The following is a 14,119-nucleotide window of genomic DNA, read 5'->3' as shown; positions in this document are numbered from 1 at the left end:
CTGTCGATTTAATCGTTTAACGCTTAGCCGAAGGCGTCAGCTTTTTCATAATCGGTCGCCTATGGCTTGGCGTTAAACAATCAGTCGCGTCAAACCGATTAAATCGACAGGCCGCAAGTTACGATCACATGAACACCAAGCTTTTGAGCACCCCAGACCCAGCCTACAATGACGACATCAGAAAAGAGCGTCGGGTGAAACGTCGGGCATGTTATTTGCCACGAGCTCGGCAAGCTCGGCATTCCTTTTGCGTTTTAGTTTCCAACGCCCAGCCATTCCGGCCGCGTTCCATTGGTCAGCATACCGAGCTTCGACCTCTCGCCGAGCTTTTTCTTCAACGCTTGAAACCAAGTTCCGGTATCCGCCTTCCACGATACCGGGGGAACCACTCGCCGATGATGATCGTTTTCGCATGGCGTATACTTTCGTCGGAATGCTCATGGCCGCCTTGGTGAACTTCACAACCCCTGTGCAAAACCAAACCACTTAAAGGCAGCAAGCAATAGTGAGTGTAGTCACTGTGGTGGTTATCATGCAAGCTTCACGCAGAACGTTGACGGTCAGTTCTTATTCGCGTTCATTGGCGTGATTAGCGGGCAAAACTTAACACCAAGCATTGTAGGCTCGGCTAGAAACCGAGCCCGTGTTTGCTAATTGTTAAGTTGCAGATGCCGGGTCCGCCGCCCGTCGACCCAGCCTACGCTACGAGCCAGCCAATTAGCGGGTTGCGAAGCTGGGTTCGATTTGCCAGAGGTACATGAATGTCGGCAATCGGCTGCGGTCTAAGCCGGGAATGTTGAGTGGCAGTAGCGAGCCTAATGGGGATTCGTTTGGCGTAACGTCTAAGGTTGTATGAGCACGGTCGTTGTCACGCCGTAGCATCACGACCGACGCGTTGGCATCAAGGTTTCCCATCTGTTTTGCGACACGAATCGCATCGTCGAGATAACCCGTTTGATCCACCAAGGACGCTTCGGCTGCTGATTGGCCGGTGACGACGCGGCCATCAAACCAATCGTCGATTTTCGCGGCATCGTTTGCTGCGACCAGCTGCGGACGGCGTGTTTTGACGTCGTCGACAAATCGCTGGTGAAACTCGTCCGCGATTCCTTGTAGTAGTTTCCGTTCCTCCGGTTCCATCGTTCGCACGGGCGTCCCACCGTCGATTTTCTCTCCCGATTTGACAGGGATAGCGGCGATATTGTATTGGCCGAGCGTATCCTCCATGCTGTATAGATTCAAAATCACGCCAATACCGCCGACAATCGATGTCGGGTGAGCAATGACATGATCCGCTTGAACGGCTAGTTGGTAAGCACCTCCGGCACCGGTGCTCAAAACGCAGGCGACGACCGGGATGCCTCGGGATGCTTTGAATCGGCGCAGTGTTTCGCACATCATGTCGGTCGCGGTCACTCCACCACCCGGTGAATCAATTCGCAACACGACGGCGGCTACGGCCGGATCCCTTTCAACCGTCCGAATCTTTTCTTGGAACAATGCGACGGGGTTTTCACCCATCGACCCAATGCCGCTGCCATTCTGATACACGAGCAAGCCATCGACATCGATGACGGCAACACGACCGGATGAATCGGCGTTTCCTTCAACCGTGACGGGAGACAAGGGGGAAGCGGTATTGTTCGCTTTGATACTGGTATTTAAGTCGCCGATCATCTTCATCGTGCCGTCGACGCGAGTGTCGCCGGTCACATTCATGTCGCCATTCATTTGCATTTTGCCGCCGACGTTGCCAAGCATGTCGACGCGCAACGGCCAATGACGGCAGCCGCTGAAAGACAAAAGAAAGACACAAAGCAGGAAACAACGGTACATGCGATTGTTCGAATCAACCGGAGGAATCGGAAAACGAATGTGACAATGGAGACAACATTGGGGCACCCATGATGTGATCGACTCATCACAGGTGGCTCAATCGGTTAGACTATCAACGTCGAAACGACTGCAACTTTTCCGATTTGATTCAAGTTTCTTTCTCGAGCGTCCGAAGATCGTGCATTTCTCCTCTTTGATTTGGAAGAACCTCCGTAGGCGACCGCTTCGCACTACCCTGACGCTTGTGGCTTTGGCGAGCGCGATTGCCGCTGTCGTTGCCTTACTTGGTATTGCCAGCAATTTCAAAAACTCTTTCGCCGACGTTTACGATAGTCATGGCGTCGATATTGTCGTTTCGAGGCAAGGTTCCGCCGATCGGCTTAGCAGCTCGATTGACCAATCGCTTGCTGAGCGGATTGCCGATGTCAAAGGGGTCGCAATGGCATCACCGATGTTGCTCGAAACGGTGTCACTTGAAGACGAAGGCGTTTACGGCATTCCCGCGATGGGGATGCCGACCGATTCCTGGATGATGGATAACTTTCAATTCGAAGACGGCAACCTAGTGAATCAAGACCTAGGGAATCAAGACCTAGAGAATCGGCTGTGGCTTGGCGTTCATCTGGCCGATCGTTTGGGGATCAGGGCTGGACAATCGGTCAACTTGTTCGATCAGCCCTACCTCGTCGCAGGTGTTTTCACGAGCCGTAGCACTTGGGAAAATGGATCGATGCTTGTGCCGTTGTCACTCCTTCAAGAATTAACGGGACGAGCGGGTCAGGTAACGTACGTGAATGTTCGAGTGGCAGATGGCGTGAACGTTCGTCAAGTCGATGAGGTGATATCGCGGATCAAAGCCGTCGATGCCAGACTATTGCCGCTGGCGACCGAAGAGTTTGTGGCCACCGATACACGGATGCAAATCGCGTCGGCGATGGCGTGGATGACGTCTGTGATCGCCATCATGATCGGGGCCATTGGGACGCTCAATACGATGATGACCAGTGTGATGGAACGGACGGCCGAGATCGGGATTCTTCGCGCGATTGGATGGTCGCGCCGCCGGGTGGTCGCGATGATTTTGGGCGAATCGTGCTTGTTGGCAATCCTCGCTAGTTTGTTGGGATGCGCGGCAGCTGCTGGGTTGACTTGGCTTTTGAGTCAATCGCCGGCAGTCCAAGGGATGTTGGATTCAGTGATTGATCCCATTGTCATGATGGAAGGAATGATGATGGGTGTAGGGATTGGCTTGTTTGGAGCGATCTTGCCAGCATGGCGGGCCGCACAATTGCTACCGGCTCAAGCTTTTCGTGAGCGATAAGCGGAGGGGACGATTGAACGATCGATCTTGAAAACTACCCTAAGATACTCAGAGTAGTCTTTTTGAACGTCATAGCCACCTTTACGAATCATTCTATGAATAAGCAACCCGATTCGATTGCCATCATCGGACTCGGATGTCGTTTCCCAGGGGGTGCAAATACGCCCGAACAATTCTGGCGACTGCTCCGCGATGGGCGTTGTGTCATCTCCGAAACGCCAGCCGACCGCTGGAACGTGGACAAGTTTTACTCGGCGGGAAAGGTGAAGCCGGGCAAGACCAACAGCCGCTGGGGAGGCTATGTCGACGCGGTTGACGGTTTTGATCCTCCGTTGTTCGGCATTTCGCCACGAGAAGCCGCCGCGATGGATCCTCAGCAACGCATGCTGCTCGAAGCAAGCTGGCAAGCGTTCGAGGATGCCGGCGTTCCCGTCGAAACGGTCGCTGGCCAACCGGTGTCGGTCTTTGTCGGCATTAGTAGTATTGATTACTCCGTTGCATCGCTTAGTTTTGAAGATCGCAGCGTCTTGGGAGCTTATAGCAATACCGGTGGTTCGAGCAGCATTGCGGCGAATCGAATCAGCTACTGTTTTGATCTGCGCGGTGCCAGTGTAGCCGTTGACACCGCTTGCTCCTCCTCGCTCGTTGCTCTCCATATGGCGTGCGAAAGCCTGCGATCGGGGAACGCGAATATGGCGTTGGCGGGTGGAGTCAATGCACTGTTACTACCTGACTTTTTCGTGGCGTTTAGTCAGCTCGGTGTCTTGTCACCCGATGGTTGCTGCAAGACGTTTGACGCACGAGCGGACGGTTACGTCCGCAGCGAAGGGGCTGGCATCGTCGCCCTCAAACGCTATCGGGATGCGGTTCGCGATGGGGACGATATCTATTGTGTTATCCGTTCCACGGCTATCAATCAAGATGGCCATTCCGACGGGATGACGGTGCCCAGCCAAAATGCTCAGCAAGATCTGATGCGGGCGGCTTACCGCGCTGCTCAGATCGACCCCACCTTGGTGAGTTACGTCGAAGCTCACGGCACCGGAACCCCGGTCGGAGACCCGATTGAAGCTGCCGCGATTGGAAATGTGATTGGAAATGCAACGCTTCAGGGATCGCAGCGGTCAAGTCCCTGCTATCTCGGCAGTGTCAAAACGAACATTGGGCACCTCGAAGCGGGAGCGGGGATCGCCAGCGTGTTGAAGGTCGCGTTGGCGATGCGGCATCGAACGATTCCCAAACATCTCCATTTCAAATCCCTCAATCCAGCAATCCAATTTGCCGAAAACCATCTGCAGTTGCCACTTGAAACAACGCCTTGGGATACGATCTCCGGTCGCCGCATCGCGGGCATCAATGGCTTCGGTTACGGCGGGGCCAACGCACACGTTGTGGTCGAAGACGTCTCTCGTAATGGTGGCATCCTGCCGCCACTTTGCCAATCATCCGATCCAAGTCCGGCGGCAGGATGCCACCGATACCATCAAGTCGGTCTCCCTTTGCCTGTGTCGGCCCATTCACCCGAACGTCTACCGGTTGTCGCCAACCAGTGGGCCGATTGGCTCGAGGAGGACACGGTTCGCTCTGCGCTTCGTCCACAAGATGTCGTCGGCGCGGCCAGCCATCAACGTAGTCATCTGCGTGCTCGAGCGGTCGTGTTCGGCCATGACCGTGACGAATTTGCAACCGGTTTACGCAAGCTCCAATCGGAACAGACTTCCAAAGATCAAGCGGTTTCCAAATCGCAGCGAGAAACGGGGGTTCTGTTTGTCTGCTGCGGGCAGGGGGCTCAGTATTGCCAGATGGGACGCCGTTTGTATGTAGCGAATTCCAGTTTCAAAGAAACCATCGATCGATGTGATCGAGAAATTGCTCGCCATGTCGAGTGGTCGTTAGTCAAGGAGATGCATCGGAGCGAATCGGAATCCCGGTTCCAGGAAACCTCGATCGCTCAGCCTGCATTGTTTGCGATTCAGGTCGCTTTAGCAGCACAATGGGCTGAGTTCGGTATTCGCCCGTCAGCGATTGTCGGGCACAGTGTCGGTGAGATTGCCGCAGCCTATTTGTCGGGCGCTTTGTCGTTGGAGGACGCTTGTACGGTCGCCGTCCATCGCGGACGAACGATGGATTTGGCAAGCTCGCACGGCGCGATGATCGCTGCCGGAATAACAGCGGACGAAGCTCGTGAAATGATTGCGGGGCGAGAAAATCTGCTGTCGCTTGCTGCCGTCAATGGTCCCGAAAGTGTCACGATCTCGGGCGATACGGATGCCGTTCACCAAATCGCGGATCGTCTACTATCACGAGGTGTTTTCTGTCGTCACTTGGCTGTCGAGTATGCATTTCATAGTCCTCAAATGGATCCTGTCGAAGCCGAACTCAAACGCTCGCTCGCCGGCATCACACCGCACGCTCCGCATACGATGATGATCTCAACGGTAACGGGTGCCCCAATCACGGGTGCCCCAATCATGGGTGGCCCAATCGACGGCAATTCAAGTTCGACGACCGATGCCAACTATTGGTGGGACAATGTTCGACAGGGTGTCTTGTTCGCACCGGCGATGCAGTCTGCTGCTGAACAGGGATTCGCGATTGCCATCGAACTCGGTCCACATCCTGTCTTGTCCTACTCGATCAATGAATGCTTTGCCAAGGTTGGAAAGTCGATTCATACCGTTTCGTCGATGCATCGTGATGTCGACGACGTGACAGCATTTCGAGAAGCGTTCACAAAACTTTATCAAGTTGATGCGCCGATCGATTGGTCGGTCATTGCCGATCGGCCAAAGCAGCGACTACGGTTGCCTCACTACCCGATTGAACGCGAACGGTTGTGGGCAGAATCGGATCAATCGCGACGTACTCGATTGCAACCTGACTTTCATCCACTGCTCGACACCCGCTTGGGAAATCCTGATCCCGCATGGCGGTGCCAGTTGTCGACGAAAACGCATCCTTATCTGGCCGATCATCAAGTCCGTCATCATTGCCTCTTTCCGGCTGCTGCGATTATCGAAACCGCACTAGCGGTTTCGGCCTCGGTCGCTGACGAAGGAACCGAATCGATTCGGCTGGACGATCTCTCGATTCACCAACCCTTGGTCCTCGATAACGATCGTGCTGTCAATTTATCGACAACTTATCGCGGTGATCGAAATCGAATGGAGCTGCGATTCAAAGAACCTGATTCGGACCAATGGCATCGCTTGGCAACCATTTCGCTTAGCGGTGACGATTCAGCGATTCTTGACTCGTTCGACGAGGCAACCGTTCGAGCAGGAATGATTGAAACGGTATCAGCCCGTCGCTGTTATGACTACTGTGAAAAACTCGGGTTGAATTATGGAAAGAGTTTTCAAGGCGTTGTCGATGGGGTCCGCCGAAAAGGTGAAGCAATCGTCCACGTTCGACTTCCCGAGTCTTTGCATGACGAGGCGAGCCAGTACATCCTGCATCCTGCATTGCTAGATGCCTGTTTCCACTCGATGATCGTGGCCGATGAATTGTTTGATTACAAGGTGGGCGGCCTGTACTTGCCGCACCGTATCGCGACGATCCGCTGCAATGCGAGTGGACGCGGATGCACGGATTTGCAGGTCTACACCCAGATTCGGTTCAAGGATGCCTACCGCATGCTCGCCGATCTGACCCTTTGGGACAAAGCAGGGAATGTCGTTGCCGTCATCGAAGGCTTCGAAAGTCGTGTCGCAAATTCGAAAGCGGTGTCGGAGCGGTTGGCGGACTTGTTGTACCGTTATCGATGGGAGCCAAGCGTTTCGACAGAAAGCGAATCGGAGATTCCGAAGGAGCGGCGATGGTTGATCTTTGGGGCCCAGCATGAGTTGTCACAAAGTCTTATCCAACATCTCGATGGCGAAGAAGTGTATCAGGTTCGGCAGGGTGAATCGTTTGCGATTAACCGAAATAAACGGTATGAGGTGAATGCGGAGGCAGGTCCCCAATGGGATCGTTTGCTCGCAGCGATTCCAATCGACACCATCACCGACGTTGCTTTTGCTTGGGGATTGGATGTCGATGAATCGATTGAATCCGAACACGATGTCATTGAGAGTCTGGCAACGACTTGTGAAGCACCCTTGGCATTTATTCAAGCGTGGCAGCGGAAACGCGAAGAGGCTTCATGCGATTCCAACGCCAACACGATGATTCCTCGTTTCATGATTGTGACGACGGAGGCTCAGTCAAGTGACGAAGAACCGGACACGATCACCTATTGCCAAACGCCACTGATCGGAATGGGGCGAGTATTGATTAGCGAGTGTTCGCTGCTACGTACTCGTCTTGTTGATCTACCTCGAAGCAGTGTGTCAGAGCAGTTGGCGTCGCTGCTCGAAGAACTCTCGCTAGACGATTCCGAAGATGAAATTCTCTATCGGGATGGCGTTCGGCATGTTCGCCGTTTCGTGCCGAATTATTCGGTCCCCTTGCCTCGACGAGGTAGACAAGTGGGGCAACATCGTTCACAGTCTTGTCGGCTTGCGATGGGGCGCACCAGCGGTATCGGAGATTTGCGATACGAAACGCTGCATACTGCTCCGCTTGCGCCCGATGAGGTACGGATTGAAATCGATGCGACAGGTTTGAATTTTAGCGATGTGATGAAGGCACTCGATCTCTATCCCGGGTTGCCTGATGGGCCCGTTATGCTGGGAGCCGAATGTTGCGGTACAGTCGTTAGCATCGGAGATGCTGTTAGGCAATGGGAGGTGGGGGACCAGGTGATCGCGATCGCAAAAGGGTCGTTTGGAACACATGCGGTCATTAACGAAGCACTGATTGCTCGCAAACCTAGTACGTTAACCGCCGATCAAGCGGCCACGATTCCGATCGCGTTTTTGACTGCGGACTATGCCCTCAACCATTGTGCTCGATTGCGGTCTGGTGAATCGATTCTGATCCATTCCGCAAGCGGAGGCGTCGGTTTGGCAGCCATTCAGTTGGCCAAGCAAATCGGATTGCAGATTCATGCGACTGCCGGCAGCGACGAAAAACGCGATTTCGTGCGTGCTTTGGGTGTCGAGTCGATCGGCGATTCAAGAAGTCTAGAGTTTGCCGACAACGTTCGCAAGCAAACCTCTGGCGAAGGGGTCGATGCGATCTTGAATTCGCTGCCGGGCGAGGCGATTCGAAAAGGCTTGACGCTATTGAAACCGGGCGGCAGGTTTTTGGAGATTGGTAAGCGTGATATCTACGGCGATCAGTCGCTCGACTTGGCGCCCTTTAAGAATAACCTTGCCTTCTTTGCTATCGATTTGGATCAGCTATTCACGACTGCCCCGAAATCGATGGGGACGGAATTGAGGCGGCTTTCGACACGCTTCGAAACGGGCGAACTCGAACCGCTGCCGCTCCGATCTTTTGATGCGGATCATGTGAAGGAGGCGTTTCGTTACATGCAGCAGGCAAAACATATTGGTAAGGTTTCGGTAAGCTATCCCACATCACCTTCTGAAATTTATCCGAATGCAAGCGATCGTTTGTCGATGGGTCAAAGCGAGCTGTTTTCGAAAGAGAAAACCTATTGGATCGCTGGTGGACTTGGTGGTTTCGGGCTGGAAATCGCCCTTTGGATGGCTCGCTGTGGTGCGGGGCATTTGGTACTAAGTGGACGGAGCACAAGTCCGAATGCTCAACAGCGTCAAACGATCGACCAGATCGAATCGCTTGGTACGACCGTTACGCTGCGGCGGACCGATGTTACGGTGTATGAGCAGGTGGCGGATACACTGAGGCACATCCACAACGTACTTCCTCCGCTCGGTGGAATCTATCATACGGCAATGGTTCTGGAGGATCGCTTGCTTGAGGATTTGGATTCGCCGACATTGTATCGAGTATTGAATCCGAAAGTCGTGGGCGGTTGGAATCTACATCGCGCATCGCTCGATAAAACAATCGTCCCCGAGACGCTCGATCAGTTCGTTTTGTTCTCGTCGTTGTCAAGCATTTTTGGACATGCTGGACAAGCCAACTACGCAGCGGCCAACGCGGCACTCGATGGGCTTGCTTACCTCCGCCGATCCAAAGGTTTGCCCGCCCTTGTAGTGAATTGGGGGCATCTCGGCGAAGTCGGCTACCTCGCTCAGCGGAAAGAACTAGGGGCTCGGCTTGAAAGGCAGGGGGTGCTTAGCTTTAGCGTTAGGGAAGCGACGCAGTGCCTTGAAAGTTTGTTGTCTACCGACGCGATACAGGCGAGCGTGCTTAGAATGGATTGGTCTTTATGGCGAGGGTTGGGATTGACGCAAAATGTCTCACCCCGCTTCGTCCACCTGATCCGAAACGATGGGGCGGATTCAAGTCAAGTATTCAGTCTTGAGCAATTGCTTCTTGTCGATTCATCGGAACAGCATGATCAGATCGAAGAAATGCTGACAAGCAAGTTGAAAGTGCTGCTTGGCCTTAGGGCGGAGCAAATCGATCGCGGTCGGAGCTTGTTGGAACTGGGGCTCGACTCGTTGATGGCGGTCGAACTACGTAATTGGATTGAAAGTCAATTTCAAATTTCCATGCCGTTGTCTGAATTGATGCGTGGTGCATCGATTCAGTTGATTGCTGCGAAAACGATCGAGTTCATTGGGATGCCGTCCCCGGTTCCATCGACGGTTGTGGATTCGGCCTCAAGCGACGAAACAAATGTCACCGGTGCCACTCAACAAATTCATGAGACGGTCGATCAAATGGATGACGGCCAAGTCGACCGTTTGTTGGCGGAATTGGCCTCTCAATATATGCCCCCGGAAACGACGTCGTGAGCGAATCGATTCCACAACCTCTGTCGTTAGCCGATTTGTCGCCATCCGAAAAACGGGAGCTTCTGAAACGTTTGCTACGAGACAAAGCGAAAGCTGTGACCCGGTTTTGCATGTCGGCTCAGCAACAGGGGCTTTGGCACGCTTATCGTCGTGATCCAGATTCAACCGCTTACAATGTGTTCTTGCCCTCGCGTATTCGATCCCGATTGGATGTCGAAACGCTTACGAAGACGATGAATCGTTTGGCTGAACGTCATCACTCACTTCGAACGACATTCTTAGATCGTGATGGGGTACTAGAACAAACCGTTCATGCATCCTTGCCTCCGGAAATCCGAACGGAGCTAGCAATCGGGGCTAGCGATGAGGAACTTCGCCACCGCGTGCTCGAAGAGGTTCGACGGCCTTTCGACCTGGAAAACGGTCCACTGCTCCGTTTATCGGTTTGGCATACTGGCGATATGGAATCGGTCGTGGTCGCCACAGCACACCACATCGTCACCGATTTTTGGTCGTTGATGTTGATCCTGGAAGAGCTTCAGGAGATCTATCCCTCCCTTTTGGTCGGTCGCTCACCTAGGCTCGCCGAACCGATTAACAACTATTCGCACTTCGCTAGGAAGCAAAGCGAGTTTTTGGAATCTGACGAATGCATTGGATCGAGAGACTATTGGCAATCTCAAACCGCCGGTGTCGATACGGCGCTTGAATTGCCACTGGACTTTGCGAGGCCGAGCAAATTCAGCGGCCAAGCTCGTTCAACCGCGATCCGTTTTGAAAAGAAAACTTCAAGTACCATTCGCGGTTTCGCCAAAAAGTGTGGCGTGACGACCAATGCTGTTCTGTTGGCAGCGGTGCAGGTTTTGCTCGGACGCTACAGTCGGCAAGAGAATTTTCTAATTGGACTTTCATCATCAGGACGGAGCGAGCGGCAATTCGAAAACACGGTTGGCTATTTTTCAAATGTGTTGCCGATGCGAGCCGATTTATCAGAGGATCGGAGCTTCGGCGAATTGGTTCAGCAAACCGCTTCGAACATGCTGTTGGGGCTGGATCACGAACGCTATCCATTTTCCGAAATGGTTAAAGATGCCAACCCCCCCCGCGATACGAGCCGAGCTCCGTTGGTTCAATCGCTCTGTACGTTCGAAAACTCGCACTTGAAATCGAAATCGAATCACGCTGCTTTTCTGATGCCATCGCAAACCACTAGCGTCGAGATGGGGGGATTGCAACAGCAACCGTTCCCGATTTCCCACCCGACCTGTCATTACGACATTGAGTTTGTTTTCGATACGGCTGCAGAGCGAATTGGCGGGATGGTTTGTTACTGTACCGATCTGTTTCGTGATGATTCGATGCGTAGGCTTCGTGACAATTTCCAACGCTTGACTCTCACTCTGCTCCAACAATCGGAAAACCGAGTTTCATCGATTGCTTGGCCAATCCAAAAAGCTCAACCGGTTGTGCCGGTCGACGCGCCGGTCGACTTGCCATCCGACCGAGCAACGCTCGGCTTTTTACTCGAGGCGGGAAGTGACACTGCCAATCTACTCGGTGGCCCAACCGATTGTCAGTATTCACCCAGGCACTTTCGGCGGTTATGCAATCGTTTAACGGCAAAGCTTCTAAGTCTTGGTGTGCAGGCCAATCAGCACGTGGCCGTTGTTATGGCCAGCGGTCCTCTTTTCGCCATCGCACTTCGTGCGGTTGTGCAAAGTGGTGCGGCGATTGTGCCACTCGATGCCGACCATCCTTCCCTCGAAATTTCCTCTTGGCTTGCCGATACTCAGCCGGTCGTCGTCATCACCGACCGTCCACTCGACTTGGACGGAACGAGCAATGTAGACGAGTCGAATTTCGAAACCATCGATATCCGATCGGTCTTATCCGAATCGGAGCATGCTCCGGCGGTTCCCGACATTTCGAACGCCCCGAATGACTTGGCTTATGTGATCTATACCTCGGGCTCAACGGGGCGTCCAAAAGGTGTCATGATTGAACATGCTGCGATCGCCAACACGCTTTCGTGGCGCCGGCAAAATGTCCCTTTGACTTCAAAAGATCGCGTGATCTCGCTGTTGTCGCATCAATTTGATGCTGGGTTAGGCATCCTCTTAACGGCGCTTCACCAAGGGGCCACGATCATTTGGCCCAGGCGATCCTCACCATCGGTTCCCGATCTCGATGACATCATCGATACCTTGGTCGACCAGCGAATCACCGTTTTGGCAGCCAACCCAAGCTTTTTGCGAGTGATCGTATCGCATCCTCGTTTCTCACGCGTTCAAACGCTCAAGCAAATTTGGACCGGTGGCGAACCGATGCCGACCGATCTGCCGCGTTTGCTGCGCGAGATTAGCAATCCGTCGCTCTGGAATTTTTATGGGCCGACCGAAGCCGCGATCGAAGCCACCGCCTACCAAACACCGCTCAATCACGATCCGAGAAAGCCGGTCCCGATTGGCACGCCGATCTCAGGAAGCGAAATTGTTATACTGGACGACCCATTCAATCCGGTACCCGACGGGGTGGTAGGGCAAATCGCAATTTGTGGTAAAGGGCTCGCTCGTGGGTACTTAAACCAGCCATCGGAAACGGCGAAAGTGTTTCGGTCACTCGATTCGCTAAATGCAGGGCGAGCCTATTTGACTGGCGATCTTGGACGTGTCAATGCCGATGGGCTCATTGAGTTTTTGGGACGTGTCGATGACCAAGTCAAGTTACGCGGGTATCGTATTGAACTCGCAGAGATCGAAAACCATTTGCGAAATGATCCAGCGGTTGCCGATGCAGCGGTATGTGTCGTCGGCGAACATGACCGTGCCGTGCTTGCTGCATTCATTGTCATCTCTCAGCAAGCGGATAGCGAACCCGTCAACATCGATCGACTGCTCACCGACTTGCCTCGCTTCAAACGTCCCGCTCAAGTGAATTCGCTTGACCAACTTCCAAGAAATGCAAATGGAAAAGTCGATCGTAAATCGCTTGTGAAGATGGCCGAGCGATCGTGGGAGAGCCACGCGGAATCAAACGATTCGGGGCTGCCAATCGATTCGCTCGAGTCGTTGATGGTTGACAGATGGAAAGAGATTCTTGAGCGAGATGACGTCCGAGTCGACGAGGATTTCTTCGACGCGGGTGGTAGTTCTTTGCAAGCAGCGATACTTGCATCGAAGCTTAGCGACGATCTTGGGGTGCGAGTCCCCGTGGCCCTGCTGTTCGATCAAACCGACATTCGCGGCCTCGCACTTAGGCTAAGGGAACTTCATCGAGGCCTCGGAGCTGATCGATCAACCCTGCGTTCCCCGTCAGGATCCTCGGACCGAGCGTCTTTAATCATGGCATGGCAACCACTCGGCGATAGGCCGCCGATTTTTATGGTCCATCCGCCTGGCGGAATCGTTGTCTGCTATCGTGATTTGTCTAAGCAATTGCCTGTCGATCAGCCATTTTATGCAATCCGCTCAAGAGGACTTCATGGCGATGAAAAGCTACCTGAAACCGTCGAAACGATGGCTGCAGAGTATGTCGAAGCGATTGAACAAATCGACGCTCATGGTGCGCTGATCGTCGGCGGATGGTCACTTGGTGGATTGATTGCCGTGGAAGTTGCAAAACAACTGCAAGCCAAAGGACGTCACGTTATACGGCTGATTTTGCTCGACACGTCGATTCCCGCTGGCTCAACCGATCTCATCGCACCAGCGGACGAGCAAAACGTTGGACGCGAGTATGGCATCGATCTGTCACTGGAGCAACTCGGACAGCTTTCTCCGGCTGAGCAGTTGCCCTTTTTGTGGGAACATGCCAAGAAGCTTGGTGTTTTGGATGAGAACGTACCCGAGGAAATCGTGCAAAAAACATTGTCCGATATGCAGAGACTGTTTCATCACCACGTTCAGTTGGCCAATCACTATCGGCTCGCTCCACTAACGATACCCATCGATTTCTATCGGCCCCTTGATATCCCCGTCGAAACGGTGGGACCACTAGATCGAGGGTGGTCGAAACTGGCAACGCATGTCGATGTGATCAAAGTCCCCGGTCATCACCACAGTATGTTGTCGCAACCGCATGTTGCTGAGTTGGCGAAGCAATTGGTGCAGAGTAAATGGGCAGTCGTCCGATAGTATTTTAAAACCTTCGGTCGTGGATCTTGTTAGAGATCCAAAAGGCGACAGGA

At 53.4% G+C, this 14,119-nt stretch carries 5 protein-coding genes; 3 read left to right on the top strand and 2 right to left on the bottom strand.

Annotation, left to right across the window (positions count from 1 at the left end; translation table 11 throughout):
• Positions 1 to 177 precede the first annotated feature (177 nt).
• Positions 178 to 414, bottom strand: coding sequence for a hypothetical protein (locus Q31b_RS07205; protein WP_146599009.1), 237 nt, complete (start codon positions 412 to 414; stop codon positions 178 to 180).
• 303 nt (positions 415 to 717) lie between these two features.
• Positions 718 to 1,836, bottom strand: coding sequence for a S49 family peptidase (locus Q31b_RS07200; protein WP_231617373.1), 1,119 nt, complete (start codon positions 1,834 to 1,836; stop codon positions 718 to 720).
• Positions 1,837 to 2,014: 178 nt separating this feature from the next.
• Here Q31b_RS07200 and Q31b_RS07195 point away from each other — a divergent pair, with 178 nt between their 5' ends.
• The 3 genes from Q31b_RS07195 (at position 2,015) to Q31b_RS07185 (ending at position 14,066) form a co-directional block, all read left to right on the top strand.
• The gene (locus tag Q31b_RS07195; RefSeq protein ID WP_231617372.1) at positions 2,015 to 3,157 is read left to right on the top strand and encodes an ABC transporter permease; all 1,143 of its coding nucleotides are present in this window, start codon (positions 2,015 to 2,017) and stop codon (positions 3,155 to 3,157) included.
• Positions 3,158 to 3,252: 95 nt separating this feature from the next.
• Positions 3,253 to 9,933 carry a type I polyketide synthase gene (locus tag Q31b_RS07190; RefSeq protein ID WP_146599008.1) on the top strand — a complete coding sequence of 2,227 codons (6,681 nt, stop codon included), beginning with the start codon at positions 3,253 to 3,255 and terminating at the stop codon, positions 9,931 to 9,933.
• Complete coding sequence (locus Q31b_RS07185; protein WP_146599007.1) at positions 9,930 to 14,066, top strand: non-ribosomal peptide synthetase; 4,137 nt, start codon at positions 9,930 to 9,932, stop codon at positions 14,064 to 14,066. The genes Q31b_RS07190 and Q31b_RS07185 overlap by 4 nt, the downstream gene beginning before the upstream one ends.
• Positions 14,067 to 14,119: the final 53 nt, after the last annotated feature.

Origin of the sequence: Novipirellula aureliae (assembly GCF_007860185.1) — a bacterium.
Classification (GTDB): Bacteria; Planctomycetota; Planctomycetia; order Pirellulales; family Pirellulaceae; genus Novipirellula_A; species Novipirellula_A aureliae.
The sequence above is the reverse complement of the archived record's forward strand: the minus strand, read 5'-3'. Positions and strand labels throughout refer to the sequence as shown.

Bases quoted from the DNA above. Each gene is read 5' to 3' on its own strand.
- Q31b_RS07205 (WP_146599009.1), bottom strand. From the start codon at position 414: ATGCGAAAACGATCATCATCGGCGAGTGGTTCCCCCGGTATCGTGGAA.
- Q31b_RS07200 (WP_231617373.1), bottom strand. From the start codon at position 1,836: ATGTACCGTTGTTTCCTGCTTTGTGTCTTTCTTTTGTCTTTCAGCGGC.
- Q31b_RS07190 (WP_146599008.1), top strand. From the start codon at position 3,253: ATGAATAAGCAACCCGATTCGATTGCCATCATCGGACTCGGATGTCGT.